We start from the raw sequence: 26992 nt of genomic DNA on the forward strand, positions 1-26992 counted from the left end.
TCTTAGTCCTCCTTTTCATAATAGTGCATGAAGATTTCCTCGAGATCCGGCTCCCCTATCCAAAGATTCGCTATATCAATTCCGGCTATTTTTTTCATTACGTCGTTAATATTACCCCGAAATAAAAAGCTACATATGTCCCCTTTCACATCGAAATCATTGATGCCATCTATATTAAAGAAATCCTTATTTACTGTAGATGTAGTTTGAATTTTAAAGCGTTTAAAGTTGTTGTCTTTTAACGTACTAATCTTTTCTACCTTAATAATTTTACCGTCTTTAATAATGGCAACACGATCACATAATCGTTGAACTTCACTTAAAATATGAGACGAAAATAAGATGGTTGCTCCTTTTTTATTCTCTTCCTCTAACAAATCAAAAAATTTATGCTGCATTAATGGGTCCAAACCACTTGTAGGCTCATCTAGAATTATTAACTTAGGATCATGGAGTAACCCTTGAACAATACCCACTTTCTTTTTATTGCCTAAAGATAAGTCATCAATCTTTTTAGTTAGATCTAAATCCATTATTTCAGCCAACTCTATAATTCTTTTCGTGCAATCTTTTTTATAAAAACTAGCAGAATACTTTAATAAATCCATCACTTTCATATTGTCGTAGTAGAACACTTCAGATGGCAAATAGCCAATTTCTTTTGCAATTTCGGGAGCAAATTCGATACAGTCTTTACCAAATATTTTAGCACTTCCGCTGGTTGGGAAAATTAGTGACAATATAGTTCGTATCGTTGTTGATTTTCCAGATCCATTCGGTCCAATAAATCCAAAGATTTCTCCTTCTTCAACATTAAAATTCACATTAGATATCCCTCTAGCTTTTCCATAAGTTTTCGTCAGATTATTAATTTCAATCACATTCATGGTAGAACCTCCTCTTTTTATATCAAGATTATCCTGGTAGAACGATTTAGTTCTATTTATAAAAAGCATTTCTTAACGTCTCTGAATAAGTCTCCATTTCCGCTATTATCTCTTCCATATTTAATTGGTCAGATGAGATTTTTTTATATTTCTCCTGTTGTTGATTTGCAAAACCCTCCATCGTCCAAAAAATGATATTTATGGCTTGGTTAATATCTATATCCTCTTTAAATTTTGAATGGTCATAGTCTGAAAAAAACTGTTGATATGCAGTAACAACCAATTTATTATGCCTTTGTGCTACCTCATTTTTAACTTCATTCGAGTCTTCAAAATAGGCACTTTTAATATAATTTATCAACTCGGGATACATGATAAATAACTCAAATTTCAGCATTGCCATATGCCTTAATTTAATAAATATATCTCGCTCATTCCAGTCTATTTTTGCATATATCTTTTCCATAAACATTTCTTGTAAATGATCATATAAATATAAATACAATTCTTTCTTACTATTAAAATAGTGGAATAACAATCCTTTTGAAATCCCCGCTTCTTTAACCATCTCATTGGTCGATGCATTGTCATACCCTTTTTGAGCAAATTCCTTACATGCTGCATTAATAATTCGTTGTTGTTTTTCTGGATTCAAATTCAAAAACTTAGAAAACATAGTCATCCTCCTTGCCCAATAACACTATTGACCACTTCGGTCATTTTCAGTTTATTCCGATTGACCGAAATAGTCAATGGATAACTATATAGTATGAGAAAAGTTAATTATTATTCATTTTCCAATGAATTAACTTCACAACAAAGCCACCGGTAATCATATATTTGCGACTGAAAAGTAACGCTATTTTCTACATTTCTATAAGATACTTCAATAGAGTGAGTTTCATTATTTATTTCCATATTCATATAAACTCAAATAAATTTCCATTATTTAACTATTACAACGTGGGTCACGATTTTTACAACGTGCAGGACTTTTTTTACAACGTCTCGCTTCATAATTACAACGTGACACACCATAATTACAACTGAGCCATCTCCTTCATTGATTTGAGGAACACTACAGTATAGAAATCTATGAATTATGGGATTGCTGATACAATATATAGCGTATCAATAGGCGGAAATTTCACCTTCTGCCGTCATTGTTGGGGATCGAGTTTCTCATTTGGAATGAAGATCGACGGCAAGATTGCCTGTATTTAAGAAATTAAGTTGTAGTACCTTGAATTAATCCTCCAATGCTTCAATTAACCCCTTGCCATTCAAAATAGAAAAAAACCCAGCAACTGAATTAGTTGTTGGGTTTCCATATCTATTTTCATGAGTGGCGGGGAATATTCTAAAAAATTTTCCATTCTCCGACTTCTAGTCCTTCTTGCTATCTCTTCGCAACTAAATATGCATTAATGACCGCAATTGAATTTGAATCCTACACTTGACTTACAAATAATAACTAAACGTCTCGTATCCGAAATACACCGAAAGGACGGATAAGATGGCCATCACTACATATTCCACCGCGCTTCCAGTTCTAGTCGTAATGGGAAAACGCACTGTTATCTTCAATGGATAAAGCAATTTGATCCCATTTTTTGTCGCCATATCTAATACCATATGGCTAACGATTCCAATCAAAATTCCCGCCGTCACCGCTTCATTTGACACGAATGAATTCATAAAAATTGCAATTAACACTAAAAATAGCAAACTATGAGTGAATGAACGATGTCCGAAGATGACATTGATGACTTTCGATAGCGTTGGAAATGTCCGACCCATTTTACTGCCTCCATGGCATATATCTGGAATCAAAGCACCGATAACGCCCGCTCCAACTAAAAGTACTGGATCGTAATTCGCAAATTGTGTAAACGCAAGACTTGCTGCTAAACCGCCTATGATGTGTGTGTTTCCTGTCATGCGCTGAATTCTCCTTTTAAATTGTTTAATTCCATAGCAGGTATCTTAACACGTTAACTTTCCTACCTAAGCTATTCTTTCTATTATTTTACACCATTAAGGCTACTGACTGAATATGTATATAACAGGAATTTTAGATTCCCCTCTGTATTTGCAATATCTCTCCTTAAATTCTAATAAGCAACATCAATTTACATGTCTACTTTTAAATTACAGTAATAACAAAAAATTTTTTTACATCTCCATTTATTTAACACAGTACTAAAACCTTTATACATAAGCAATGATAGCGCTTCACAATTTTATTCTCAAAATAACGGTCCAAAAAAAAGGTTGTGTAATTTAAGGAATAATGTTATTAATTAGAATACTCAAAATATTATTATTCATGAAGGGAAGTGGCATCATAATGGTGAAAACAATTAGCTCGGCTTTAGAAATGCACCTAATTAATAAAGGGAAGATGGAAATCCTCTCGAAAGTGCCTTTGGAAAATAACGCAGATTTGAGTTTAGCTTATTCTCCAGGTGTTGCAGAACCTTGTATCGAGATTGTAAAAAACCCATCAGCAGTATACGACTATACAATTAAAGGGAATCTCGTCGCTATTGTTACGGATGGATCTGCTGTACTAGGTTTGGGGAATATCGGTCCTGAAGCTGCCCTACCTGTAATGGAAGGAAAGGCCTTGTTGCTAAAGAAATTTGCTAACATTGACGCCTTCCCTATTTGTCTGGATACGCAAGACGTCGATGAAATCGTTCGTATTGTAAAAGCAATTAGTCCAACTTTTGGAGGCATTAATTTAGAGGATATTTCTGCACCTAGATGTTTTGAAATCGAGCAGCGTTTACGAAAGGAATGCAATATTCCTGTTTTTCATGATGATCAACACGGAACGGCAATCGTAGTAGGTGCTGGTTTAATCAACGCATTGAAAATCGTAAAGAAGAAAATGAGCGAAGTTAGAATAGTTGTTAATGGTGCTGGAGCTGCTGGTATTTCAATTGTGAATCTTTTGAATAAAATTGGTTTTAAACATATTATGTTATGTGATTCAAAAGGAATTATTTACAAAGGACGCCCAGATGGCATGAATCCTGCGAAAGATGCAATTGCTGAAAAAACAAATTTATCTCATAGAAGTGGTTCTTTGTTTGATGCGATGTCAGGTGCAGATGTGTTCATTGGTGTTTCAGTCGGCAACATCCTTACAAAAGAAATGGTTGACCGTATGAATGTAGATTCAATCGTTTTCGCACTCGCAAATCCAACGCCTGAAATAATGCCCGATTTAGCGAAAGAATATGGTGTAAGGGTTGTCGCGACAGGCCGTTCTGATTTTCCAAACCAAGTTAATAATGTATTAGCATTCCCAGGAATTTTCCGAGGTGCGCTTAATGTACGTGCTACCGACATTAATGAGTCTATGAAGTTGGCAGCTACTTATGCTATCGCGTCTTTAATAGATGAAGATGATCTATCTGAAGATTATATTATTCCAAATGCTTTTGACAAACGTATTACCAAAGTTGTAGCAGATGCAGTTAGCCAAGCAGCTGTACAGAGCGATGTGGCGTTACTGAAGTAAAGTTTGTATTGACTAGTGTTTTCCGTATCGCTTTGGTCGCAAACCCACTGTTTCATAATCTAGAGAAAGAAAGAGAAGAGCGAAGGAACTTCGCTCTTCTCTTTCTTATTGTTTCATTTCAGTTGAAGAGTTTTCGCCAAAGAGTCATTCTAGTCTTTCTAAGATAAGCACAAAAAATCCAACACAATTAATTGAATAATAAGATTTATAAGTTCGTAGCTCCCCTTTGAACTTTCCCAGCTTAGACTGGAGGATGTACGGGTACGCTAGTCGTTTCTTCATAAGCAACTTCATTTGTTTTTTCAGTTGCATAGTAATTATTATTCGCGAGTGAGGAAAAACTAATCATCATAATCAGTGCAAAATAAATGGTATTCTTCATATCAAACACTCCTCATAAAATGAATTTAACTGCTTTTTCGTACTTTCCTTCATTTTTAAAATGTTCTGCAAGCATTTTCGAAAAGTAATGATGGTATTCTTTTTGTTTATCCATCTTCACTATATACGGGACCACTTTATCTTCTAAAAAACTCATGGCCTTTTGTTTTTGATTATTAAGTAGTAATAAATAAAACGATGAATAAAGCTGGTATTGTGGAACTCTCATTTTTACAGATTTTTCATTTAGTATAGTAAAACTATTTTTACTTTCAATCCATTTTTCTAGCCTAAATTCAGTAAGGGCAATATTATGCAAACAAAGTAGATACTCTTCAGTGTCTTTATTAAAAATACTTGAGCTTTTTTTGAAGTAATCTAAAGCAATTAAGTAGTCACCCATCTTATGTCTTAAATCTCCAATATTGTGGTATATATGCGGAAGAAGTTCATTCTCCTTAAGCATTTCAGAGTTTCTAATCAAATGCTCATAGCATACTAATGCCTCTTCATAAATCTTAGATTGCGAATAATTGATTGCTAGTGACATGTGAACATGCAAAATTCTTTTGTAATTGAATTGATCTTTATAAAATTCCATGGCCTTTTTACCGTAGTAAATAGCGTGACCTGATTGTTCCAAATATCCCTTTACGAGAGCAAGATGGTAATAGATTTCTCCTTCAAAAGTATTACTCACTGCGATTTCTTGAATAATTGTTGAAAGTTTCTCTTCTGCTTCTCCATATTCTCCCTTCAAAATTAATAATATAGCAGAGAAATATAAAAGTAAATATTGTTCATGTTGGGAAAAATTTTGCTTTTGTGTATTCAGCCATCTTATCTGGTCACCAGCTAATTTTAAGTCTTTAATAAAAATGTAATATCTTAATTTATAAATTTCATACAAGTAAATATATTTAGTAAACGCTATAGTCTCCTTATAAAAATCTAATTTAAGAAAGGTAATACATGCTTTCTCATGTTCAATATAATGGATATTTTTTATTATTTGTTCAAGTAATATATGTATATTGTGTTCACTTTCTTCGGCGTCTTGTACATTTATTTCTAGTCGATTTAATAAAAGTCTAATTGTTTCTACATTCGCTTCTTTGCTATTATTTTCTATTTTACTAAGATGTGTGATTGAACAAATTTCAATTGCAAGTTGGCTCTGTGTCATTTTCATTTTTGTTCGATGATACTTTATTAATGAGCCTATTTGCATTTTTTCACCTTCTTACAAAAGATTTTAATTCTATTATAAACAATTTTTAGAGTATTCCAATATTTTAATGTATAAATCCTTCAAATTAGAGAGAGGAAATTTCTTTATATTATCACGAGAAGATTCAATTATTGCTTTTCATCTAATTTATTATACTATTTTTTTCATTTATTTTACTTAATTTAACTGAATTTTCCCAATGAATAATTTGATTCGCTCTCTTCATTACTTTCTAACTAGATTAATATGAATGATAGTGTGATATATATCATGCAGATTGGATAAATTGGAAAATCGTCTTCTAATAAATATATGCACACATCCATATTAGTAAAGAAGTCATTACATTTGACTCATTCTTTCTACACAAAAATAGCAGATTTAATATATTCCGATATTAAAAAACTGAATTTTCCCAATAACGAAACTATCTATATATGCTAGATTTGTTTTAGAAACAAAAATACATTGACAAAAGGAGCACACACAATGAAAAGATCGAGAAAAATCTTTATGAGTGTTTTATTAGCTGCTAGTCTAGCATTTCCTACTGTAGGTGCTAATGCAGAATCGACGAGTAATACTAGTGTCGAGAAATTCCGAGTTTATGTAGAAGCATCTAATCAATCAACAAAATCTGCACTGAAAGATCAATACAAGGTAAGATGGGAACTAACTGAAAATGGTTTCTCCACTGAAATGAATGATAAACAATTTACTGCACTGCAAAAAAACAAAAATATTACGGTAACTAAAGTACAGATAGTTACTCTTGATTCCGTAGTACGAGCAACTCAAAGTAAAATAGCTGCTGCTGAATATCCGACTCACCAAACACCATGGGGAATAAAAGCCATCTACAATAATAGTAACCAAACAACTACTTCTGGTGGACAAGGTATTAACATTGCTGTTCTTGACACTGGCGTTAATGTTAACCATTATGATTTAGTCAATACTGTTGAACAATGTAAAGACTTCACTCGTGTCGTACAAATCACAAATGGTACTTGTAACGATGCACACGGACATGGTACACATGTAGCGGGTTCTGCATTAGCTGATGGCGGAAGCGATGGTGCAGGAATTTATGGAGTTGCTCCTGCTTCAGACCTTTGGGCATATAAAGTACTTGGAGATAATGGATCAGGATATTCTGACGATATTGCTGCTGCAATTCGACATACAGCTGATCAAGCTACTTCTACTGGTACAAAAACAGTAATCAACATGTCTCTTGGCTCTGCAGGCAATGACAGCTTAATTTCAAACGCAGTAACTTACGCTTATAACAAAGGTGTTCTAGTTGTAGCTGCTGCTGGTAACTCAGGTCCAAATCAAGGGTCAATTGGTTATCCGGGAGCACTTGTTAATGCAGTAGCTGTAGCAGCACTTGAAAATGTTCAGCAAAATGGCACGTACCGTATTGCAGACTTTTCGTCTCGTGGATATGCTTCGACAGATGGTGATTACATCATTCAACAAGGTGATGTAGAAGTTTCAGCTCCTGGTGCAGCGATCTACTCTACATGGAATAATGGTGGATATAATACGATTAGTGGTACATCTATGGCATCACCACACATTGCTGGATTAGCGTCAAAAATCTGGTCACAAAATCCAAGCTGGACGAACGCTCAATTGCGCACAAACCTTCAAAACCGTGCAAAAACTTATGATATCAAAGGCGGATTTGGAGCGTCAACTGGTGATGATTACGCATCAGGGTTTGGATTTGCACGAGTGAATTAACGAATAGCAGAACGGAAAAAAGACGAACCAATAACCTTGGTTCGTCTTTTTTCTTATTCTGCAAGAGTTAAAGTCATATATATTATTTCAAATTGACTATGGTTACATTGTTGCTTTAGGTATGACTGCTCTAACTCAGAGATTGAAAGTTCACCAGGTCGCTTTTGACGGTAAAACCATTGCATCATAAACTAAAGAATTAATGAGAAGAGCGAATTCCCTTAGCTCTTCTCTTTCTAGTAGGCAATGAGTCTATCACTACCTAGCAACTTATTCATATCACTAGCAATTTTTTAAATAATTTAAAAAGATTACTACATACATGTGAGGGTAATATTCTTGGGTTTCTGACTTTAATCCCATTCATTTTGATTTAATCCCGTTCGCGAGATGTTTATTCCTGTTCAACTTGTGTTTATTCCCGTTCGCCCAATTTTTTCCACAAAAAACACCCCGAAATACACAGTGTGTAGGGGCCAAATTGGTTTGGTTTCCGCTGCGCTGCTGTTTTTTTTGAAGAAGTACAAACTGCGTTATGGAATGGTTCTGATGTTTTATTCCCATTCTTATTGATTTAATCCCGTTCGCGAGATGTTTATTCCTGTTCGCAGTCGCTTAATTTCCGTTCGTCCAATTTCACCTTCAAAAATACCTCGAAACCAAAGTGTAGGGGGCTAATTGACTTGGTTTAGCTACGCTACTATTTGTTCCGTGTAAACAGCAGTAATGATGTGACGTTGTTCTATTTAACTGAAATCGTCTAGCTTAAATTGATTTTTGAACCATACCTAAACTGATTTATTCACGTTCACTTCTATTCCCCACAAAATAACTGCATTCTCATCTGATTAAAAAGCACATTTTCAATAATAAGTAGTTAATTGTTTCATTTAAAAACTCCGCCGAGTCCAATCTATTCTCATCCTAGCTCATCAAACAATTATCGAAACGATAATACTGGTTAATTTTAACTATAAAATTGTGACTAAATATAGAAAATTGAATAACGCCTGGGATTTTATTATTCAATTAGTTAAAATTATAGGTATATTTGAATATTTTGGTAATTAGTAAAATTGGCTGATGTAAATATTTCCAAATATTCTGTAAACTATAATTATACTATTTCGGGTTCCTTAATATCCGAAAGAGAGGAGGATTATTAAGGATTTTAAGCAAATGTTCAAGAACAATACCTAGCTAGGGTTTAGAGTTCCATCTTTTACAGTTAAATTGTTTCACTTAATAAATTCAAAATTATTAGGAGGAGAATTAATGAAGAATAAATTCTGGATTCATACCGTATTGGCAAGTGTATTAATTTTACCAGTTGGAGCAACGACTGCTTTTTCCCATGACGAACTGGGTGGATCTGCAGAAAAAGGGGAAAATTTATCGGGCAGTGAGTTGGTTGCGCCAATACTAGAAGGAAGTAAAAACGTCAGTAATCTCAAAGAAATTGCGGCTGTTCCTTTGAAAGAACTTAAAGAAGGCGTCAAAAATTCTACTGCAGATGTTTACGCGCATAAAGGGTTCGCTTATCTAGGAACACACTCTGCAAATGGCGGCGCTGGCGGTGTCCGAGTATTTGACATGAAGAATCCTTCTACTCCGGTTGAAGTTTCATCATTTGCTGCCATTGAAGGTACTTGGCAAGAAAAAGTGATTGTGAAGACTGTGGACACACCTGGTTTTAAAGGTGATTTAGCCGTTGTCAGTGTCCAACAGCTTGATCGTAATAATCCTAATACAAAAGGCGGTTTCGTCTTGTACGATGTGACGAATCCAAAAGAACCGAAGGAACTAGGTTTCTGGGAGTCCCCTTCTCTTGCACGTGGTACACATGAACTGTATTTAACGGTTCAAGAAGATAACATTTATGTATTAACGGCAGATTGCTATGCGGACTACTACTCACATGGAGAGAATATGGATGTTTCTTTTGTTGACGTAACCAATCCTACAACTCCAGAAACCATCTACGAATTCAACCCACGTGAGTATATTCCAGAAGTTAGCGATGAAAATTACGACGGCTATAACTGGACGGATGAAGAAGGCATTAAGAGAACTGCTTTTGCGCACAGTGTAAAAACTGATGGCAACGGCACCACTGCTTACCTATCATATTGGGATTTAGGTACCATAATACTAGATATTAGCGATGCTAAAAACCCTACTTACTTAGGAAGAACAGACTTTGGTTCGACTGTTCAAGGAGCAGCACATTCAATGGACCTTGCAAAGGGTGGTAACGTACTCGTTGAAACACGAGAAGTTTTCGGCCCAATTAGAGACGGCTTCGAAACATCATATGGCTACACTATGATCTATGATATTAAAGATAAAACGGCACCAAAGCTTCTTAGTACGTTCAAGACTGATTTCACAGAAAAAGTACCAGGCGGTTCTACTGTCCATGACCCGAAAGTACATGGAAACACACTTTACCTATCTCACTATTCAGGTGGAGTTCGCGTAGTGGATATTACAGATGCATCCAATCCAGTTGAAACTGGCTCATACATTCCAAGCAAATCAAATATCTGGGGCGTGTTTGTAAATCGAAATTATGTTCTAGCATCTGATATGGGATCGGGCTTAAAAGTATTACAAAAAAGTGGAAGTCCAAAAGCAATAAATGAATAGCTTTAGATGAATAATCTTAGCAAATTCTCAATGTGAAAAACCGGGCAGATGTATTGCCTGGTTTTTTACTAATGTTCAAAGGAAATGACAAATTTGATTAAAACTATATTCCATAAAAAATAGCATTATAAATTACAATATGTAGTTATAAAGTAGCTACTATGAAAAGATTATCTCCTAGTATAATGAAATAAATTCACTATAATACTAAGGAGATTACTTACCATGAACACATTTTTACCCTGCCCGAATTGTAACCAATCAATTACAGAAGAGGATTTTCAAAAATATAATAATCCCTTCACGATGCAATGCCCTCACTGCAACGCAAAGTTTAAAGAAACCAAGGTCACTCCATAGCTCCTTTTAATCGCTGTTGCCTTAGCACCAGTATTCATATACATAGGGGTTACATTGCAAAACGAGATTGCAGAATTCTGGCCATTCATAGAAAAAATTCCGACAGCTTTCGTTTTTCTAGCATTTGCCTTCCCAATATACGCGATCTACGAAAAATTCAACTCCCGTATTTTGGTCTCAAAAGGCATTTTGCAACTTAAGTGATTAAAAAATCCAGATGCTTTTGATTTTCTTTCACTCAGACAGTAAAAGAAGCTAAACACCTATATTAATATGCGCCTAGCTTCTTTTATTTTTGATACAGAATTATTAGCTTTCACATTCAAAGTATATTTTTAGACTTAAGGATATTAATGGCTTGTTTTAACGATCCATATGTTTGAATATCTTTAAAATCAATGCCTAAATGGACAGCAGTTTGAGCTACTTCGGGACGAATGCCTGTAAGAATAGCTGTGATTCCTACCAGACGTAAAGAATCAATCACCATGAAAATCTGGTTCGCTACCATCGTATCCATTACAGGAACACCTGATAAGTCAATAATTAAAGACGTAAGCTTTAAATCATTACTTTGCGATAATGTGCTTTCCAATATACGATTTGCTCTAATTGAGTCGATATCGCCAATCAAAGGCAGTACGCCAACTTCATCTGAAAGTGGGATAATTGGTGCACTGAGCTCTCTGATTACGGCTTGTTGAGAAATTAAGCGCTTCATTAAGACATTCATATAGACGATTGTAAAATTTTCGAAAATGAAATCAAACGTATTGTTTATCGTTTTTTCCCATTGAAATACATCCTTAACTGTGACCTCGACTGATCCAGTTTCCACACATAATTCGATATGCTGCCAAAACACACGCCGAAAATTTCTTAGTTGTTCCGAAACATCACTCAAAGCTGTTTCTGAATTAGCTCGATCCACAGCAGTATGATTGGTCCATTCGACTACACTTTTACGCATTTCCTCATCAGTTTGCAACAGGGACTGTGCGATTACTTTTACATAGTTATTATTTTGACTTTTAATTCTCTGAACAATTTCAGGTGACGCATCCAGTGAGTAATGAGATCCTTTTCTTTTAAATCTTAATTCCAACCAGGTATCTGTAATGGCTGACGTATTCGTTATTAAATAGTCGTATAAAGCCTTCGTATTGTGTTTCATTCGTTCACCCAGTTCTCTCTCAATTTACATAGTACAATTTTATCATATATTACTTCACGTCGACTAGTTTCCTGGTCGATTTCTACTGTAAACACATGCCTTCGTTACAGCTCTGCAGTCATCTTACATTGTGTATATTTATGAGGACAACTATGTTATCTAATTTCTATCCTTGCTTACTCTACGCATAAAAAATGTCTGAATAGGCATAAATAGCAGGTATGCCACCAGAGTGGATAAATAATATATTATCACTGGCTTTAAAGAAGTCTTTTTGAATTAAATCTATGAGTCCAGCCATCGTTTTCCCCGTATACACAGGGTCAAGCAAAACAGCCTCCGTCCTTGCTAATCGCTTGACTGCCTGTACCATCTCTTTTGTTGGCAAAGCATAGCCTGGTCCGACATATTCATCGAAACAAGTCACAGCTTCACGAGATATCGTTTTATCTAGTCCAATATGAGCAGCGGTATCTCTAGTTAGTTGATATACGAGCTCTTCTTGAAGCTCTTTCCCGCGGCTAATGTTGATTCCGATAACTTTGGTGTTGTCATTCATTCCTTGAAAACCAGTAATTAATCCAGCGTGCATGCCGCCACTACCGCTTGTACATATAACATAGTCAAATTGAACACCTAGTTCTGTAGCTTGTTCGGTAATTTCTTCCGCACATGCTGCGTACCCCAATATCCCCGTCACATTGGATCCACCAACTGGTATGACATAAGGTTTCCGTCCGTCTTTTTTAATTTCATTTGCTGTCTTTTCCATTTCTTCGTATACGTCTGTACCGTTGGGAACAATTTTGATGGATTCAGTTCCCAACAACTGAAATAGAAGAAAGTTGCCATTTGTTTGCGTATCATATTGCGCTTCTATATTCTCTTCTAATATGAGTATACATTTGAGATTTTCCTTCACACACGCAGCTAACGTTAATCGGCAATGATTCGACTGAATTCCCCCAGCCGTAATAATAGTATCTGCACCACTTGCTTGTGCATCTGCTATGAGAAACTCTAGTTTTCTTGTCTTGTTGCCACCCTCTGTTAAACCAAGTAAATCATCCCGTTTAATGAATACTGTAGGTCCATTTAACGAGGTAGAAAAACGGCTTGCTTTTTCAATTGGTGTCGGGAATTGTGTATAGCGATTTCGTGGAAATTTAGTTAAATTCATTTACATATCCCTCCCCCAAATTGCTCGTATCGTATCGTACCTTATTACTCAACTACTAAATTCTTCGGAGTATTACCAGAAATTCCATCTATTAAGTTAGTTGCCGCAAGATGCGCCATTTTCATTCGTGTATTAATACTGGAACTACCGATATGTGGTAACGCCACAACATTAGGTAATGTTAGTAATGGATGGTCAATTGGTACAGGTTCTTCTTGAAATACATCTAATCCGGCAGCCCAAATTTCTTTATTAATTAATGCTTCGTATAAAGCATCTTCATTTACAACACCACCACGCGCTGTATTAATTAATACAGCAGTTGGCTTCATTAAAGCCAATTCTTCTTTATTAATTGTATCTTTGGTTTCTAGTGTAAAAGGCACCAACACACATACAAAATCAGACTCTCTAAGTAATGTTTCTTTATCCTTGTATTGAATGCCTAATTCTTCTTCTGCTTTACTTTTTCTCGAGCGATTCGTATAGATGACATTCATATCAAAACCTTTAGCCCTTTTCGCCAATGCCTCGCCGATTCTTCCCATGCCAATGATGCCCAGTGTCGAACCGTGAATATCCTGCCCTGTCAGCTGCATAGGAAACCAGGATTTCCACTTACCTTCTCGTAAATAATCAGATGACTCGACCAAACGTCTTGCAGTAGCCATCAGGAGAGCAAACGTCAGATCAGCGGTCGTCTCAGTTAATACACCTGGCGTATTTGTAACCATTATTCCTCTTTCAGTTGCAGCCTTAATATCAATATTATTGTATCCAACAGCCATGTTGCTAATCACTTTCAGTTGAGTGGCCTGATTTATTAGGGTCTCGTCAATCGGATCTGATACCATACTTAAGATTCCATCCACATCTCGGATTTCTTTCATAAGTACTTCCCTCGGCACAGGCTCTTCTTCTTTATCCCACATGCTCACTTCACATATTTCTCTAAGCCGGTCAACCACGGCATCAGGTAATTTTCTTGTTATGTAAATTTTTAGTTTCATGATTAACTCCTCCTATCATAATCAGTACAATACACACCGATAGGGTATTTATTCGACAATAGTAGATATAATCCTGTTGTTTTTGGATTAATGAAAGAAAAAATATAATCCTTTAACAAAAAATAGCAGCCAAAGATGCAATTTTGGCTGCTTGTTTAGTTTCTTTCAGGATTTTGTAATTCCAATAATAAAGTTAAGATTCCTCACATCTCAAGTCATTATTGCAACTTTCATCGATTTGGTGCAAATTCCCACTTCCCTCATACATTCCTCAAAAACATAGCGGATGGCGATATCTCACATATAGTTACCCAGTAGAAGGTAGATGTTAATTTATAGCTGCTTTAATAAAGTATTTAAACCTTACTAAGGCAATTAAAATGCCCAATATCCCATATCCAAGGAGTACCAGCAGTCCTTGCCATACATCACTTACTTGCGCATCTCGCACCATTACGTCTTGCAGACCAGTTTGTGCCCAATATTGCGGAGTAAAATGACCAATGGTTTGTGCAAAGCTTGGCAATAGTTCAAAAGGAAACCATAATCCTGCTAAAACTGCCCCACCTAAAGCGAACACTTGCGTAAGAGCGAGTCCTTGATTTTCACCACTTACACATACCGCCATGGCTAAACCCAGTCCGGTACCACATATTGATAGGCACAAGACGATAATACTAATAGCTCCCATATTACCTAGATCCAAGTCATAGACAAGGTGACCAAAGCCGAGAAGAACTGTACATTGTATAAGCACGCTTATGAGAGCCGGAATCCACATTCCGATTAAATACACAATCGGTTTAAGTGGTGTCGTTCTTAGTCGAGCTACCATACCAGACTGCTTTTCTTGGAAGAACCTGCGCACCATGGTTATCATAATGAAAAATACAAACATGACCGTGTATCCTGGTACATATTGCGATATTGCATCCGTGTGTTTTGCGCTTTTATCTATTACTTCAATGGTGAGTGGAGGCAGAAGTATGTTGTCTACTTCAGAGCTATTTAGTCCTAAGGTTTTTAAAGCCTCTGTCACCTTATGTTCCCCGTACCTGTTCGTTATATTTTCCAATACCGCTTGAATCGGTGCCACTACTTGTATAGCAGTGGGATCACGATAAAATTGTAAAGTTGTTGGCGTGCTACCTGAAGTCATATTTTTTTCGAAGTTTTCTGGAATAACCAGAAGTGAAGAGATTTTTCCATCTCTTAATTGTTCAATTTGATCTTTTTCGTTCGAATCACTATTTACAAGTTCAAAACCACTAATTTTATCTATCTGACTAAGAAAATCTTGGGACACAACCGATTCATCCTGATCAATATATTGAACTGTAATAGACGTATTGGCATTACCAAAAATTGAGCCAAACAAAACGATGAAAAGAATGGGCATTCCGATTAAAAAGAAAAAATTCCCTTTCTCTCGTACAATCATTTTAAGTTCCTTCATAATAATACTCTTCAAAATCGATTTCCCCATTCCATCTATGAGATTATTTATCGCGTAAACTCGTACCTGTGAGCGATAAAAATACACTTTCCAAAGTTGGTCGCATCATCTCTAACGCTTGTATTTTAATGCCTTGTTCAGTCGTTGTCTTTAAAATGGTTTGCAGTAAGTCTACAGGTTGATCAGATTCAATGACCCACCCATCATTTTTTGAGGTGATTTTCGATATATGAATGAGTTGCTTCAATTTTTCTATGTCGTCCGTTTCAATATAAATGGATTTCGTACTGTACTGTTCAAGAAGCTCTTTTAAGTTCCCTTGTGTAATAATTTTTCCGTTATCAATAATGGCGATATCATCACAAAGCACCTCCACTTCCTCCATATAATGAGTGGAATAAATGATGGTGACGCCTTCTTCTTTTAATGCCCGAATCATATCAAAAATGTGATTTCGCGATTGTGGGTCAATCCCAACTGTTGGTTCATCCAAGATTAATATTTTCGGATCGTGTAATAATGCGGCTGCAATATTTATTCTCCTTTTCATTCCACCTGAATATTCCTTTACCTTATCTTTAGCCCTGTCTAACAGACCCGTTTGTGTTAATACTTTTGTAATGCGTTCCTGAAGTAGCTTTCCTTTTACTCCATACATTTGGCCAAAGAACAAGAGATTATCATAGGCGTTTAATTCCTCATACAAAGTAATAGACTGCGGAACATAGCCTACCTTTTGCTTAATAGAGTGAAGATGTTTTTTTGAATCCATTCCAAGTATCATGACATTCCCGTTATCCGCATCAACAATACCCGTAAGAATTTTCATCGTGGTCGATTTCCCCGCACCATTAGGACCAAGTAGTCCAAAACATGTGCCAGCTTTGACAGAAAATGAAATATCCTCTAATGCCGTTTTCTTTCCATATTTTTTACTTAGGTGCTGAATATCTAATACCAATTCCATTGTGACACCATCCTTAAATTCAATAATTTCACCATCAAATGCCTACCTAAAAGATACGTTTCCATTTGAATTATTAGACTAATAGATTTTCCGAACTTGATTTCCAAACTCTTTATTGAAATCAATTCTACAGGAAACTCACAATTTATTGCAATTAGTGCAATAGCTATATAAAGGTACACAATCACCAAACAGATTTCCAACTGTCAGAACACCAATTCTTAGTTCTACTCTTTGATATCTATAAATGAAGCTCATAAAAGCGACCCCATGCATCAATTGATGGTTCTAGATTATATTGAAAGAAAGGATAGACATCTACTTAGCAAAAACAGTTTCTGACTAATTCCCTCTCAACTCAAGTTATTGAAGCAACTTTTCAATTCTCTAAAAATTAAGCACTGATTTTTTTGTGGTGCCCAATAGTCACTTCAAAAAACTAAAAAGAATATAAAAGGAATGTCTCCGATCTGACCATTTTGTTCTATGTAAGGACTATAAGGGCCACAAACCCGGATATCCAAACTTAACAAATAAACGCCCACTACTGAAAAGTAGAGTACGTGGCGATCGGAGCAGACTATGTATTATTTATCAGAGTATCAAACATTTACTAGCGTCAAAGAAATGGACTTACATGTTCAGCAGCATATCAATGCCCATTACAACGAATTAATTCAAACGGATCGTGACGTACTTTCTTTAATTAGTCGCTACTGCTGTAAATTTCCAGGGGCTGCTCATTTGAAAGTAGAAACAATCATGAAGGCATTATCGAAGTCAGATGCGACGATTCGCCGTGCTATTCGTAAGCTGGCCAAATTGAAGATTATTGAAAAAATATCGTTTATCCGACGCGTCTCAAAAGGCTATGGCGCGAACATTCTTCGTATTTTACCCTTTGAAGACAAGTCGACTATGAATACTCGCAGTGATAACGAAAGTGTTACGCCTGTAAGCAATCCAGCCACTCAATTGGAGAAACAAACCTCTCTTTCTATTAATCTTATACAAAATACATATGATACAGAGGACGCGATTAAGAAGGGATTAATTACCAAGTTACCAGAAAGAATCGGGCACATTTTGGGTGCTTTTTTCGATATGAATACGATGTATAAAGTGTATGGCATCATGTTACGAGCGAAAGCAAAAATAGACCGTTCCATTACGTTTGAAGAGTACGAGGAAGACTATATAAACGCGATTCTATCTGTGGTCAATGCCTATAAACGAGGAAAAGTTAAGAATATATATGGAGTGTTATATGCAGCGATTTCCAGTGCCACAAAGCGTTTATATGTGACAGCTTTATTTAATGACGCTATGGATCGCTAGATTTTTCAGCAACTTACATAGTTTTACCTATAGGTGACAATCATGACGTTGAGAGAGTCACCGATTTCCTTATGGATCGCTAAAGTATGAAGTCCACAAACTTCTTTAAACTATCTGCAATTTACCACAACAAAAAAGCACCCATTATGGATGCCCAATATTATCAGTTTAATGACTCCTTAAACTGGTGGCGTTTCATTTGAGGAATTGTTTAAGCTTGCCAAATTATCATAAGCAATGAGGGTAACTCCAAGCTTATTTTCAAGTTCATTAATTTCTTGTAACTGTTCACGGTCAATATGTGCAATTTTACTTTCTTCCATTATAGTAGACATCCTTTCTTTTCAGAATAAGTATGTGCTTCATATAAAGGATTATACAAAAAACCGTCTGGCTAATTCGACATGTTATTATTAATTCACTTATTTTTTACCCTTTATTTTCGCTGTAACAAAGTGTCAGTATTCATACAATTTATGTCGGAAAATTTTTCTTCAACTCTGACACATTTCTGCTATTTATATGGGAATGTCCTTGCTATAATAATTTTTAAAAAAGAAGAGGTGTTCCATATATGAAATCTGATTTCGAGTTTCTACTAGACATGATTATTGGTCCACGTGAATTTTTTTATGTAATGGAATGCGATGTATGCGGATTTGATGAAATTCATTTTCAACATCCCATTACAAAAAAACAAATAGGGATTGCTTGTAAGGGTTGTCATTTTGTATGTAAGTTAGATTTTGTTGCTAACCCTAATGATAATAATCGCTATTTTTCAATTTCATATTAAATTTTCTTTATCTGAAGTGTCTACAATATATTAGAAAAGTTATTCCTTGAACATTTGTACCCACTACTGTCTCCGTTTACTTTTATTACCATATAGAAGAGTTTCCACCACATATTTAGTAGATGAATTTGTTTTGTTTTCTTCTTTCTTTAAAGGTTCCAACCAAGATTTTTCAAACTGTATAGTTTGCGAAACCCTTCTTTCAATTAACGCAGAACGAACCTCTAGGTAGAAATAAGCAGCCGAAATTGCATCTTTGGCTGCTTCCTTTCGAAGTAGAAAGTCTCCCTTCACTAGTAAACCAAAATTTAGCAACTATGCACGTGAAGTTGATGGCGAGCGACGGACGTAAATCCGCCGCAAGATTACCTTTTAAAAAGAAGAATCGTGATGTGACAACGTCAACATCACGATTCTTTTTATGCCCTAGGTTATGATGCAGCAGCTGTTACGTCTAAAGTGAGCCGGAAACCATAGTCGATAATACTTTATCTATTTTCTTATTTAACAAAATGTGCTTCAATGATTTAAGCAATGAATAGTTATAAATGGAGGTCAATATGACAATCGATGCAAAAAAATGTCCGATATGCGATAACAACAATGATTGTGGCAATGAATTAGGAGATCCCACCTGCTGGTGTACAACACAGTTTTTCCCTAAAGAAATTTTCGAGTTAGTACCTGGAGAAAAAGTAGACAAAGCCTGTATTTGTAAAGACTGTCTTCAAAAAATACAATGACGAAGTCCACCATAACAGATTCGTCTTTTTCTTTCCTGCAGCATTTTTTTGATATATTCGAAGACATTTTTGTTTCGTGCATTTCGCAACGCTCTCTTTTTTACCGGATAATTCCTTTTTTGAATAAGCATTATTTTTCTAAGCAATCGGTATTGATTGGTATCATTGCTTCCAAAGGCAAAGTACGAGAGAATAGATAATAATAGAAACTTTTTCGCATCTCATTCGTAGTAATACATGTAGATGACAGAAAGGGTCGAAGAAGGATGTGATGGCTTAATGAGTTTTCTTAGTAAATTGTTTGGCAGTAAAGAACCACAAAGACCTGATGTTAAAGAACGTACCGTCATGAATATAAAAACGGGAGATTTTATTACGTATGATCTTGAAGACTTCGAAGTTGTTGGCAAACTTTCATTCAATGACCATGGCTTCAAGTGGTTTGCATACCAACTTCAAGGTAATAATAAAGTGATCTGGTTAAGCGTTGAGATGGATGATGAATTAGAACTAGGTATTTACGTGAAGTCCAAATTAAAATTACAAGAGCCCCTTCCTAAAAAAATTGAGCTTGATGGCGTTACTTATTTTCAAGATGAATATGGTACTGCAATTGTAAAAGGTGAAGGAAGAAGTCAAAATGTAGATGGTGCTCAGTGTCGTTACTTCTCTTATTTCGATGAAGAAGATGAAAAAGCACTCTCATTAGAAATTTGGGGCAATGAAATAGAAGCAAGTACTGGCTATTATATTGAAGAGTACGAATTAAAGATTATTGCAGGAAGTAATTAATTAACTTTACTAATAGGAGGAATAATAAATGTTTCAATTTTTTAAACGAATGCAAACTGTTGTAGGTTCAGAATTAAATGCGATGTTAGACAAGGCCGAAGATCCAATAAAAATGCTTGACCAATTTATGCGCGAAATGGAAGCAGACATTCGTGAAGTAGAAAGTTCTGTTGTTAAACAAATTGCCAATGAAAAATTTCTACAAAAGAAAGTTAATGATTCAAACAGCATGATCACTAAGCGCGAAGAACAAGCAATAAAAGCATTAGAAGCTGGTAACGAAGATTTAGCAAGACGTGCACTTGAGGACAAAAAAGTTCATTCTGAGCAAGTATCTTCCCTTCAAGAATCACATAATCGTGCAAAAGAAGATGCATCCGTTCTCCGTTCTAAACTTGACGAAATGAAAAACGAATATAATCAAATGAAACTTAAAAAAGATTCATTAAAAGCACGTGCTGAATCTGCACAAGTACGCACGAAGATGAACCGTACGATGTCAGGTGTTGGCGGCAATGAATCACGTAACGGCTTTGATCGTATGGAAGAAAAAGTACTTCAATTCGAAGCTGAAGCTGAAACAAGTGAAGATATGCGCTCATCTAATCGTAGTCTTGATGACGAGTTTAAATCACTTGATAGCGGTGTTGATGACGAGTTAGCTGCTCTTAAAAAGAGAATGGCCAAATCATAATCTATCCACAATTTTTCAGGATCGGGATCTGTTATAAAACAGGTCCTTTCCTTTTTATCACAAACTATGTCTTACACTGGAAAGGTAGGTGAAAAATGTGAAAAGGACGATTCTGTCCATAATGATTGTCAGTGTCCTTCTTTTTGTCTCTGCATGTGGGAATGGCTCAGGTTCAGGATCCCTATTCAAAGATGGCATCGAAGACTATATTGGCAGTACATATCAACTATTCGATACGGTTACAAGTACTGCAAACAGTGATGATTACGCACAAGTATATATTGCAGAGAACCAAGATATCTCAACAGTAGCTAGCGATATCCAAAACCATGAAAAACCTTCTGAAATGAGTGAAGAACGAGACGGCAAACAAATATTCATTTACGACAATCAATTTGTTACATTAACCGAATCACAGGATAATTCTTCGGATACGATGATTGAAGTTGCAGGAGAAGAATTTGTCCAAAAGAATTATCGTCCTAGTTTCTTTGAAGGATATTTGTTGGCAAGCCTTTTAGGTAATATGTTTGGAAATAATTGGGGCAGCAACAGAAGTCAAGCATGTAAAGTAAATCCGAGTAGTTGTTACGGAGGTTACAATGCTGCAGGCACATTTGCAGGGAAAAATTCTGTTCCTTCAATTCGTGGTTCATCCGTTCGTGGCGGAGGAACAGGTTCAGGTAAGTAATTGGTAGAAAGGGGATAAAAAGATGAATTCATTATTGTTAACAGTTATGTATTTTGCAATTGCAATTATTATTGTCCTAGTGGGCTTAGCAATTTTTGAAGTAATGACCAAGAAGTATAAGGATTGGGATGAGGTGCTAAATGGCAATAAAGCAGTAGCCCTTTCAATTAGTGGTAAAATCGTGGGAATCTGTATTATCTTAGCATTCGCCATATACAATAGTTCTGCCATTACGGGGACATTGATTTGGGGAGGAGTTGGAGTTGCTCTCCAACTAGTCGCGTACTTATTATTTGAATTATTTACACGTAAATTCTCAGTAGAAGACCAACTTCACAAAGGGAATATGGCTGTTGGAATTATCAGTTTCGCTGTATCAGTAGGGTTAGCATTCGTAATTGGAGCTTCCATTACATAAACAAACTAGATTGCATACATTTCAATAGCTGTCCAAATTATTTTTCATTTGGACAGCTATTGATTTTTCAACTCATACAAATTTATAGCTTCTAATGACTAGCTATTGGATCTAATTTAACGAAACAAGCTTCATGGGAAGTAAGGAGTCTGAACAAATGAGCATGATTAGTGACTTAGGAACAAAACAAAGTAAAGCCATTTATTGGGCTTCTGGTATTGTTTCTATTTGTGGAATTATATTTGAAGTATTATTTGGAGCTGCAGGTTCGTACATTTTAGGAGATGGTGTGAAGCAATATACGATCATCATCTCACTTTTTTTAACTGGAATGGGAATCGGTGCTTCAATCAGCGAACACGTCACGAAAAATTTAATTATTTCTTTTATTTGGATTGAGTTTGCTATAGGGTTAATCGGTGGATTTTCAACCTTTTTATTCTTCGGTGTCACAGCGTTTCTTCCAGACGGAACAGATGCCATATTTTTGTATTCCATCACCCTTATTATAGGTGGCTTAACGGGTGTTGAACTGCCAATTTTGATTCGCAAAGCAAATGAAATCGGAGTAACGTTAAGTAAAAGTACTGCACGTGTCTTATTTTCAGATTACGCTGGAGGCTTAATTGGTGGTTTACTCTTTGCATTTTACTTACGACCTGAGTTTGGACTTGTAAAAACGGCCTTTATGGTTGGCTTAATTAATGTAGGCGTTGCGCTTTGGGTCCTTTATTATTTCAGACGTGAAATTGCCCGGTTCCGTGTACATCTAGTTGCCGGACTATCACTTTTTGTCGTACTTCTATCTGGTGTGTTTTGGGGAGATGAAGTTGCTTTTACATTTGAACAAAAGATGTATCGTGATCCAATTATTCACTTTCAACAAACAGATTATCAACAAATCATATTAACAAAAGAAAAAGGTGATCTTCGCTTATTTCTTGACGGACAGCTTCAGTTAAGTTCAACAGATGAATATCGTTATCATGAAACCCTCATCCATCCTGCAGTTGCAAGCGTTGATAATCCTGAAAACGTACTTGTCCTTGGCGGAGGAGATGGTCTGGCTTTGAGAGAATTGTGGAAGTACGATGAAATCAAACACGTTGATCTTGTCGACCTTGATGCTGCCGTTGTGGAACTTGCTAAAACCAATTTTGACCTCCTTGGTTTGAATAAAGACTCATTTTCAGATCCGCGTGTTACGGTTCATCATGAAGATGCATTTTCATTTATGGAAGATGGTAAGGATTTTTATGACGTGATTTTAGTTGACTTGCCTGATCCGAATAACGAATCTTTAAATAAGCTCTATACATTGCAGTTTTATCAGCTGCTTCGTAACCATTTAGCGCCCGGTGGAACTATCATGATTCAATCGACTAGTCCAACTTTCGCCACTGACGTGTACTGGACGATTGATCATACTGTTCAACAAGCAGGTCTCTACACTGAAAATCTTCATGTAGACATTCCTAGCTTCGGCGACTGGGGTTTTGTCATGGCAAAACGCGAGCAAACTGATCGTACGATTGAAAATATCGATTTGTCCGTTGACACAGACTTTTTAACCGATGAAGTATTACAAGGACTTACAGTATTCGGAAAAGATATTGATCGGGACATTGTCGATGAAAAAGGCAATGCTTTTCAATATAAGCCTAATACGTTAACTGACCCTATTTTATTGCAAATGTATGAGAAGGCTTGGGTAAACTATTAATGATTCGAAATGAAAGAGTTACCGCCAGATACTTCTTGTAGTCCGGGTTTCTTTGGATGGCAAGCAAAAAATCAAAAAGACAAGAGCGAAGTGACTTAAATTGTCACTTCCCTCTTGTCTTTTTTCTTGCAAGCAATCTTGCGTTGGATGTGTGTCCATCGCCACCGGCAACCATCATGAAGGCCGCTGAAGAAATTCGTTGTTTATAGTCCTTCATAGAAAGACATTTTATATTTAGATTTGGTATTAGATTTACGTGCGGTTGCCGTGTTTATTCCCGTTCATTTTGATTTAATCCCGTTCACAGTTGTTTTATTCCCGTTCGAACGCAGTTTAATCCCGTTCAAATTAATTTATTCCCATTCAAACATGATTTATTCCCGTTCACCCTATTTATCCCATTAAAATAGCCCGAAACACCAAGTGTCAGGGGCTAAGTTGTTTTGGTTTTCGCTTCGCTGCTGTTTGTGAAGTGCAAGCTACGTTATAGAGTGCGGTTGCCGTGTTTATTCCCGTTCATTTTGATTTAATCCCGTTCATAGTTGGTTTATTCCCGTTCGAACGCAGTTTAATCCCGTTCAAATTAATTTATTCCCATTCAAACATGATTTATTCCCGTTCACCCTATTTCTCCCATTAAAATAGCCCGAAACACCAAGTGTGAGGGGCTAAGTTGGTTTGGTTTTCGCTTCGCTGCTGTTTGTGAAGTGCAAGCTACGTTATAGAGTGCGGTTGCCGTGTTTATTCCCGTTCATTTTGATTTAATCCCGTTCATAGTTGGTTTATTCCCGTTCGAACGCAGTTTAATCCCGTTCAAATTAATTTATTCCCATTCAAACATGATTTATTCCCGTTCACCCTATTTCTCCCATTAAAATAGCCCGAAACACCAAGTGTGAGGGGTAAGTTGGTTTGGTTTTCGCTTCGCTGCTGTTTGTGAAGTGCAAGAATAGACACTCGATTCACATTAAAAAAGCGACCGAAGATTCAATTTCGGCCGCCTGTGACTTTATTATATGTTTGTCCATTTCACATTTTTATTGTGTAGTAACCGTACCGCCTGCCTGTGAATAACGCGCATTAAATTCTTGTAAGAATTGATTCGTAATAGCTGTGTCATGAATGATAAGTAAATTCTCATCATTTATGTCTTCTCCATTCGTACTCCAATTAGTAGAACCGACAATGACAGTTGGATCGCTATCTGTATCGGCATCAACAATCATCGTTTTACTGTGCAGCTTGCGAGATTCAGTATCTTTAAACACCGGTGCAGCATTTGCCCAGCGTGTATTTGGATTGTTGACACTTCCCGTTACAGTTTGACCTGTCATTTCAATACTGGCAGACCACCACTGTGTCCAGAAGCTGCTGTCAAAAACGCCCTTCACATCAAATCCAGTTAGAGTCCCTTGCTGATCTTCATACGACCCTTCCCACTTGTTTTTCAATTCATCGACTAGAGCCTGATCACTCCATGCAAATATGGTGAAATACGTTTTGTAATCAGCTTCGGTTTTAATAAGATTCACCATTCTCGCAATTGCATTGTCACCAGGCGAGAAATACACCTCAATGTTTTTACCACCAACTATGATTTGATGGACAGTATTATCAATTTTTCGTGAGCTGAAATTAGAAATTTGAAGATCAGGGGTTAATGTGTCTGTTCCCCACATTTCATTAAACTCTGTTTCATAAATTTCAGCTAATTCCGTAGAGTTTACTTCTACAATATGCTGTTGGTTACCATCAAGAATACCATTGGCCATGTTTTCGTCTGTCCCGTATAGACCAGTAACCGTGTAATTCCAACTTCCAGTAAACACCCATTTATCATCAATAAGTGCAAATTTATTATGCATTTGAGTCGACGGAGAGTAATAGCTACCGTCAGCCTTCTGTTCTGCTTCTACAAATAAATAACCTGTCATTTCAGTATTCCCCACCATAATGGTCTTTTGAGGAAAGTCGCTCGGTGACGATGGCAGACCATGATTTGCACGTTTTGTTGTATCTTCTACAGCCAACATAGGTGATTCTGAGAGAACCGTTATATCATCAGCTGTTCCTATAATCATGTCTTGTCCTCGAACCATCTCTTCTATATAAAGCCTCATTAATTCAAATCGTTCAATATAGCTAGGATCTGTCGCATCTTTTGAGTCAGCAATCACTCGAACATCAACGCCATCAGATGCTTTCAAAATAAGAGCATCCACGATTTTAGGAAGATTGATTTCATAAGTTGCAAAATCAATACTAGTTTGCGCTCCGTTTATACGCTCAATTAATCTATTTTCAAGATTCACATTGTAATTAGCTTCATTATTAGGCGACGCATATTGATCAAGTGCACATTTATTAAAGTACACATTAATGGCGTCAGGAGCATCTGAAACCTGATTTATACGCTCGACTGTATCAGTACATCCTCCATTTTGAGGTGCTTCAGAATTAGCTTTACCAGGTGTTCCTATTCCCTCAACATATGTATCTGTAGCCATGCTCCAATTAGCAGAATCTGTTCCAGTAACTAAAGAATCAATTCGTTCCATTGTCGCTTTGGTGTTGTTGTCACCACTATGCCAAGCATTAACTTGATCAATAACAGCATTGCTTGAGTCTCTTAATTCAAATATTTCGCCTGTGTTTCCCATAGCTCCACTATAAATCTGGTTAGCTGTAACTTCTGAAACCGTTGTATCATTTGTTCTTTCAAGTATAAAATAGCCATTTGCAGGAATGTTTCCGCTTAGAGAAATGGACGGGGTTCCATCTGAGCTAGTTAATGTCCATCCATTTAAAGACTGGGAAGTACTTGTGTTATTGTAAAGTTCAATCCATTCATCATTATAATCTACCGTTGTTCCCATCCAAGCGATTTCATTAATGACAACTTCCCCGTTAGTTGCAGCCTGAACGCTCGTTATTGGAGAAACTGTAGGTGTAATAATTGCTAGTGCTAAACTAAATGAAGCTAATATTTTAATAAATTTTCCCATATTTTTCTCCTTTTTAACAAATATTTGTGTATCATACAATATTATCTTACATGTTTCGACATTTTTTTCATATGTAATTTTTGCAAATGTTTTGTTAATTTAATATTTACAAATTTACTTATCGGTGTGCCCATGCAACAAACATTTTATTAAAAACATGCCATATTTAATCGCTAGCCATGCACTTTGGTTGAAGAAGAGGTGTTTACATTT

At 36.2% G+C, this 26992-nt stretch carries 23 protein-coding genes; 11 read left to right on the forward strand and 12 right to left on the reverse strand.

All coding sequences use genetic code 11. The annotated features are described in order from the left end of the window. Window positions 1–2: 2 nt before the first annotated feature. The 3 genes from E2636_RS12365 to E2636_RS12375 all read right to left on the reverse strand — a co-directional run bounded on the left by E2636_RS12365 (window position 3) and on the right by E2636_RS12375 (window position 2828). Window positions 3–887 (reverse strand): ABC transporter ATP-binding protein, encoded by an 885-nt coding sequence (locus E2636_RS12365; protein WP_134210466.1) that lies wholly within the window; start codon window positions 885–887, stop codon window positions 3–5. Between the two features lie 52 nt (window positions 888–939). Beyond that, window positions 940–1563 (reverse strand): TetR/AcrR family transcriptional regulator, encoded by a 624-nt coding sequence (locus E2636_RS12370; RefSeq protein WP_134210467.1) that lies wholly within the window; start codon window positions 1561–1563, stop codon window positions 940–942. Between the two features lie 785 nt (window positions 1564–2348). Continuing rightward, a complete protein-coding gene (locus E2636_RS12375; protein ID WP_134210468.1) occupies window positions 2349–2828 on the reverse strand; it encodes a metal-dependent hydrolase in 480 nt (159 codons plus the stop codon). A gap of 409 nt (window positions 2829–3237) precedes the next feature. Between E2636_RS12375 and E2636_RS12380 the strand changes: the two genes are divergently transcribed. After that, on the forward strand, window positions 3238–4419 hold the full coding sequence (locus E2636_RS12380; RefSeq protein ID WP_134210469.1) for an NAD(P)-dependent malic enzyme: 1182 nt from the start codon (window positions 3238–3240) through the stop codon (window positions 4417–4419). A 241-nt stretch (window positions 4420–4660) separates the two neighbouring features. Here the strand turns inward: E2636_RS12380 and E2636_RS19000 are convergent, their stop codons facing one another. Then, window positions 4661–4801, reverse strand: coding sequence for a hypothetical protein (locus E2636_RS19000; RefSeq protein WP_166669515.1), 141 nt, complete (start codon window positions 4799–4801; stop codon window positions 4661–4663). 12 nt (window positions 4802–4813) lie between these two features. After that, complete coding sequence (locus tag E2636_RS12385) at window positions 4814–6031, reverse strand: helix-turn-helix transcriptional regulator (RefSeq protein ID WP_134210470.1); 1218 nt, start codon at window positions 6029–6031, stop codon at window positions 4814–4816. A 489-nt stretch (window positions 6032–6520) separates the two neighbouring features. On the opposite strand from E2636_RS12385, the gene E2636_RS12390 reads away from it, so the two are divergent. After that, the gene (locus tag E2636_RS12390; RefSeq protein WP_134210471.1) at window positions 6521–7783 is read left to right on the forward strand and encodes a S8 family peptidase; all 1263 of its coding nucleotides are present in this window, start codon (window positions 6521–6523) and stop codon (window positions 7781–7783) included. Between the two features lie 1275 nt (window positions 7784–9058). Next, window positions 9059–10432, forward strand: coding sequence for an LVIVD repeat-containing protein (locus tag E2636_RS12395; RefSeq protein ID WP_134210472.1), 1374 nt, complete (start codon window positions 9059–9061; stop codon window positions 10430–10432). A 682-nt stretch (window positions 10433–11114) separates the two neighbouring features. Here E2636_RS12395 and E2636_RS12400 read toward each other — a convergent pair. The 5 genes from E2636_RS12400 to E2636_RS12420 form a co-directional block, all read right to left on the reverse strand. Further along, entirely contained in the window at window positions 11115–11966 is an 852-nt protein-coding gene (locus tag E2636_RS12400; RefSeq protein ID WP_134210473.1) for an STAS domain-containing protein, read from the reverse strand. Window positions 11967–12147: 181 nt separating this feature from the next. Then, a complete protein-coding gene (gene cuyA / locus E2636_RS12405; protein WP_134210474.1) occupies window positions 12148–13146 on the reverse strand; it encodes a D-cysteate sulfo-lyase in 999 nt (332 codons plus the stop codon). Window positions 13147–13190: 44 nt separating this feature from the next. After that, window positions 13191–14156: a 2-hydroxyacid dehydrogenase gene (locus E2636_RS12410; RefSeq protein WP_134210475.1), complete on the reverse strand. Its 966-nt coding sequence runs from the start codon at window positions 14154–14156 to the stop codon at window positions 13191–13193. Window positions 14157–14484: 328 nt separating this feature from the next. Next, window positions 14485–15612, reverse strand: a complete 1128-nt coding sequence (locus E2636_RS12415) for an ABC transporter permease (RefSeq protein WP_243840631.1) — start codon at window positions 15610–15612, stop codon at window positions 14485–14487. A 43-nt stretch (window positions 15613–15655) separates the two neighbouring features. Further along, window positions 15656–16579, reverse strand: coding sequence for an ABC transporter ATP-binding protein (locus E2636_RS12420; RefSeq protein ID WP_134210476.1), 924 nt, complete (start codon window positions 16577–16579; stop codon window positions 15656–15658). Window positions 16580–17161: 582 nt separating this feature from the next. On the opposite strand from E2636_RS12420, the gene E2636_RS12425 reads away from it, so the two are divergent. After that, complete coding sequence (locus E2636_RS12425; protein WP_134210477.1) at window positions 17162–17917, forward strand: helix-turn-helix domain-containing protein; 756 nt, start codon at window positions 17162–17164, stop codon at window positions 17915–17917. 179 nt (window positions 17918–18096) lie between these two features. Here E2636_RS12425 and E2636_RS19005 read toward each other — a convergent pair whose 3' ends face one another. Further along, window positions 18097–18240, reverse strand: a complete 144-nt coding sequence (locus E2636_RS19005) for a hypothetical protein (protein ID WP_166669516.1) — start codon at window positions 18238–18240, stop codon at window positions 18097–18099. A gap of 251 nt (window positions 18241–18491) precedes the next feature. Here E2636_RS19005 and E2636_RS12430 point away from each other — a divergent pair, with 251 nt between their 5' ends. The 7 genes from E2636_RS12430 (at window position 18492) to E2636_RS12460 (ending at window position 23774) form a co-directional block, all read left to right on the forward strand. Next, complete coding sequence (locus tag E2636_RS12430; RefSeq protein WP_134210478.1) at window positions 18492–18713, forward strand: acyltransferase; 222 nt, start codon at window positions 18492–18494, stop codon at window positions 18711–18713. A gap of 560 nt (window positions 18714–19273) precedes the next feature. Further along, the gene (locus tag E2636_RS12435; protein ID WP_134210479.1) at window positions 19274–19456 is read left to right on the forward strand and encodes a cysteine-rich CWC family protein; all 183 of its coding nucleotides are present in this window, start codon (window positions 19274–19276) and stop codon (window positions 19454–19456) included. Between the two features lie 279 nt (window positions 19457–19735). Further along, window positions 19736–20248, forward strand: a complete 513-nt coding sequence (locus E2636_RS12440; protein WP_134210480.1) for a DUF4178 domain-containing protein — start codon at window positions 19736–19738, stop codon at window positions 20246–20248. Window positions 20249–20276: 28 nt separating this feature from the next. Further along, entirely contained in the window at window positions 20277–20942 is a 666-nt protein-coding gene (locus E2636_RS12445; protein ID WP_134210481.1) for a PspA/IM30 family protein, read from the forward strand. 97 nt (window positions 20943–21039) lie between these two features. Continuing rightward, entirely contained in the window at window positions 21040–21633 is a 594-nt protein-coding gene (locus E2636_RS12450; RefSeq protein WP_243840632.1) for a DUF4247 domain-containing protein, read from the forward strand. A 22-nt stretch (window positions 21634–21655) separates the two neighbouring features. Then, a complete protein-coding gene (locus E2636_RS12455) occupies window positions 21656–22051 on the forward strand; it encodes a DUF350 domain-containing protein (RefSeq protein WP_134210482.1) in 396 nt (131 codons plus the stop codon). A gap of 157 nt (window positions 22052–22208) precedes the next feature. After that, a complete protein-coding gene (locus E2636_RS12460; RefSeq protein WP_279587102.1) occupies window positions 22209–23774 on the forward strand; it encodes a polyamine aminopropyltransferase in 1566 nt (521 codons plus the stop codon). Between the two features lie 1037 nt (window positions 23775–24811). Here the strand turns inward: E2636_RS12460 and E2636_RS12465 are convergent. Further along, on the reverse strand, window positions 24812–26779 hold the full coding sequence (locus tag E2636_RS12465; protein ID WP_134210483.1) for a phospholipase D-like domain-containing protein: 1968 nt from the start codon (window positions 26777–26779) through the stop codon (window positions 24812–24814). Between the last annotated feature and the right edge of the window lie 213 nt (window positions 26780–26992).

Origin of the sequence: Paenisporosarcina antarctica, assembly GCF_004367585.1 — a bacterium.
Classification (GTDB): domain Bacteria; phylum Bacillota; class Bacilli; order Bacillales_A; family Planococcaceae; genus Paenisporosarcina; species Paenisporosarcina antarctica.

What these genes read in the sequence shown, in the direction of transcription:
- E2636_RS12415 (WP_243840631.1), bottom strand. Translation starts at nt 15,612, where the DNA reads ATGAAGGAACTTAAAATGATTGTACGAGAGAAAGGGAATTTTTTCTTT.
- E2636_RS12420 (WP_134210476.1), bottom strand. Translation starts at nt 16,579, where the DNA reads ATGGAATTGGTATTAGATATTCAGCACCTAAGTAAAAAATATGGAAAG.
- E2636_RS12445 (WP_134210481.1), top strand. Translation starts at nt 20,277, where the DNA reads ATGTTTCAATTTTTTAAACGAATGCAAACTGTTGTAGGTTCAGAATTA.
- cuyA (WP_134210474.1), bottom strand. Translation starts at nt 13,146, where the DNA reads ATGAATTTAACTAAATTTCCACGAAATCGCTATACACAATTCCCGACA.
- E2636_RS12390 (WP_134210471.1), top strand. Translation starts at nt 6,521, where the DNA reads ATGAAAAGATCGAGAAAAATCTTTATGAGTGTTTTATTAGCTGCTAGT.
- E2636_RS12425 (WP_134210477.1), top strand. Translation starts at nt 17,162, where the DNA reads ATGTATTATTTATCAGAGTATCAAACATTTACTAGCGTCAAAGAAATG.
- E2636_RS12370 (WP_134210467.1), bottom strand. Translation starts at nt 1,563, where the DNA reads ATGTTTTCTAAGTTTTTGAATTTGAATCCAGAAAAACAACAACGAATT.
- E2636_RS12440 (WP_134210480.1), top strand. Translation starts at nt 19,736, where the DNA reads ATGAGTTTTCTTAGTAAATTGTTTGGCAGTAAAGAACCACAAAGACCT.
- E2636_RS12380 (WP_134210469.1), top strand. Translation starts at nt 3,238, where the DNA reads ATGGTGAAAACAATTAGCTCGGCTTTAGAAATGCACCTAATTAATAAA.
- E2636_RS12385 (WP_134210470.1), bottom strand. Translation starts at nt 6,031, where the DNA reads ATGCAAATAGGCTCATTAATAAAGTATCATCGAACAAAAATGAAAATG.
- E2636_RS12465 (WP_134210483.1), bottom strand. Translation starts at nt 26,779, where the DNA reads ATGGGAAAATTTATTAAAATATTAGCTTCATTTAGTTTAGCACTAGCA.
- E2636_RS12460 (WP_279587102.1), top strand. Translation starts at nt 22,209, where the DNA reads ATGAGCATGATTAGTGACTTAGGAACAAAACAAAGTAAAGCCATTTAT.
- E2636_RS12375 (WP_134210468.1), bottom strand. Translation starts at nt 2,828, where the DNA reads ATGACAGGAAACACACACATCATAGGCGGTTTAGCAGCAAGTCTTGCG.
- E2636_RS19005 (WP_166669516.1), bottom strand. Translation starts at nt 18,240, where the DNA reads ATGGAAGAAAGTAAAATTGCACATATTGACCGTGAACAGTTACAAGAA.
- E2636_RS12365 (WP_134210466.1), bottom strand. Translation starts at nt 887, where the DNA reads ATGAATGTGATTGAAATTAATAATCTGACGAAAACTTATGGAAAAGCT.
- E2636_RS12430 (WP_134210478.1), top strand. Translation starts at nt 18,492, where the DNA reads ATGAAATCTGATTTCGAGTTTCTACTAGACATGATTATTGGTCCACGT.
- E2636_RS12400 (WP_134210473.1), bottom strand. Translation starts at nt 11,966, where the DNA reads ATGAAACACAATACGAAGGCTTTATACGACTATTTAATAACGAATACG.
- E2636_RS12395 (WP_134210472.1), top strand. Translation starts at nt 9,059, where the DNA reads ATGAAGAATAAATTCTGGATTCATACCGTATTGGCAAGTGTATTAATT.
- E2636_RS12410 (WP_134210475.1), bottom strand. Translation starts at nt 14,156, where the DNA reads ATGAAACTAAAAATTTACATAACAAGAAAATTACCTGATGCCGTGGTT.
- E2636_RS12435 (WP_134210479.1), top strand. Translation starts at nt 19,274, where the DNA reads ATGACAATCGATGCAAAAAAATGTCCGATATGCGATAACAACAATGAT.
- E2636_RS19000 (WP_166669515.1), bottom strand. Translation starts at nt 4,801, where the DNA reads ATGAAGAATACCATTTATTTTGCACTGATTATGATGATTAGTTTTTCC.
- E2636_RS12455 (WP_134210482.1), top strand. Translation starts at nt 21,656, where the DNA reads ATGAATTCATTATTGTTAACAGTTATGTATTTTGCAATTGCAATTATT.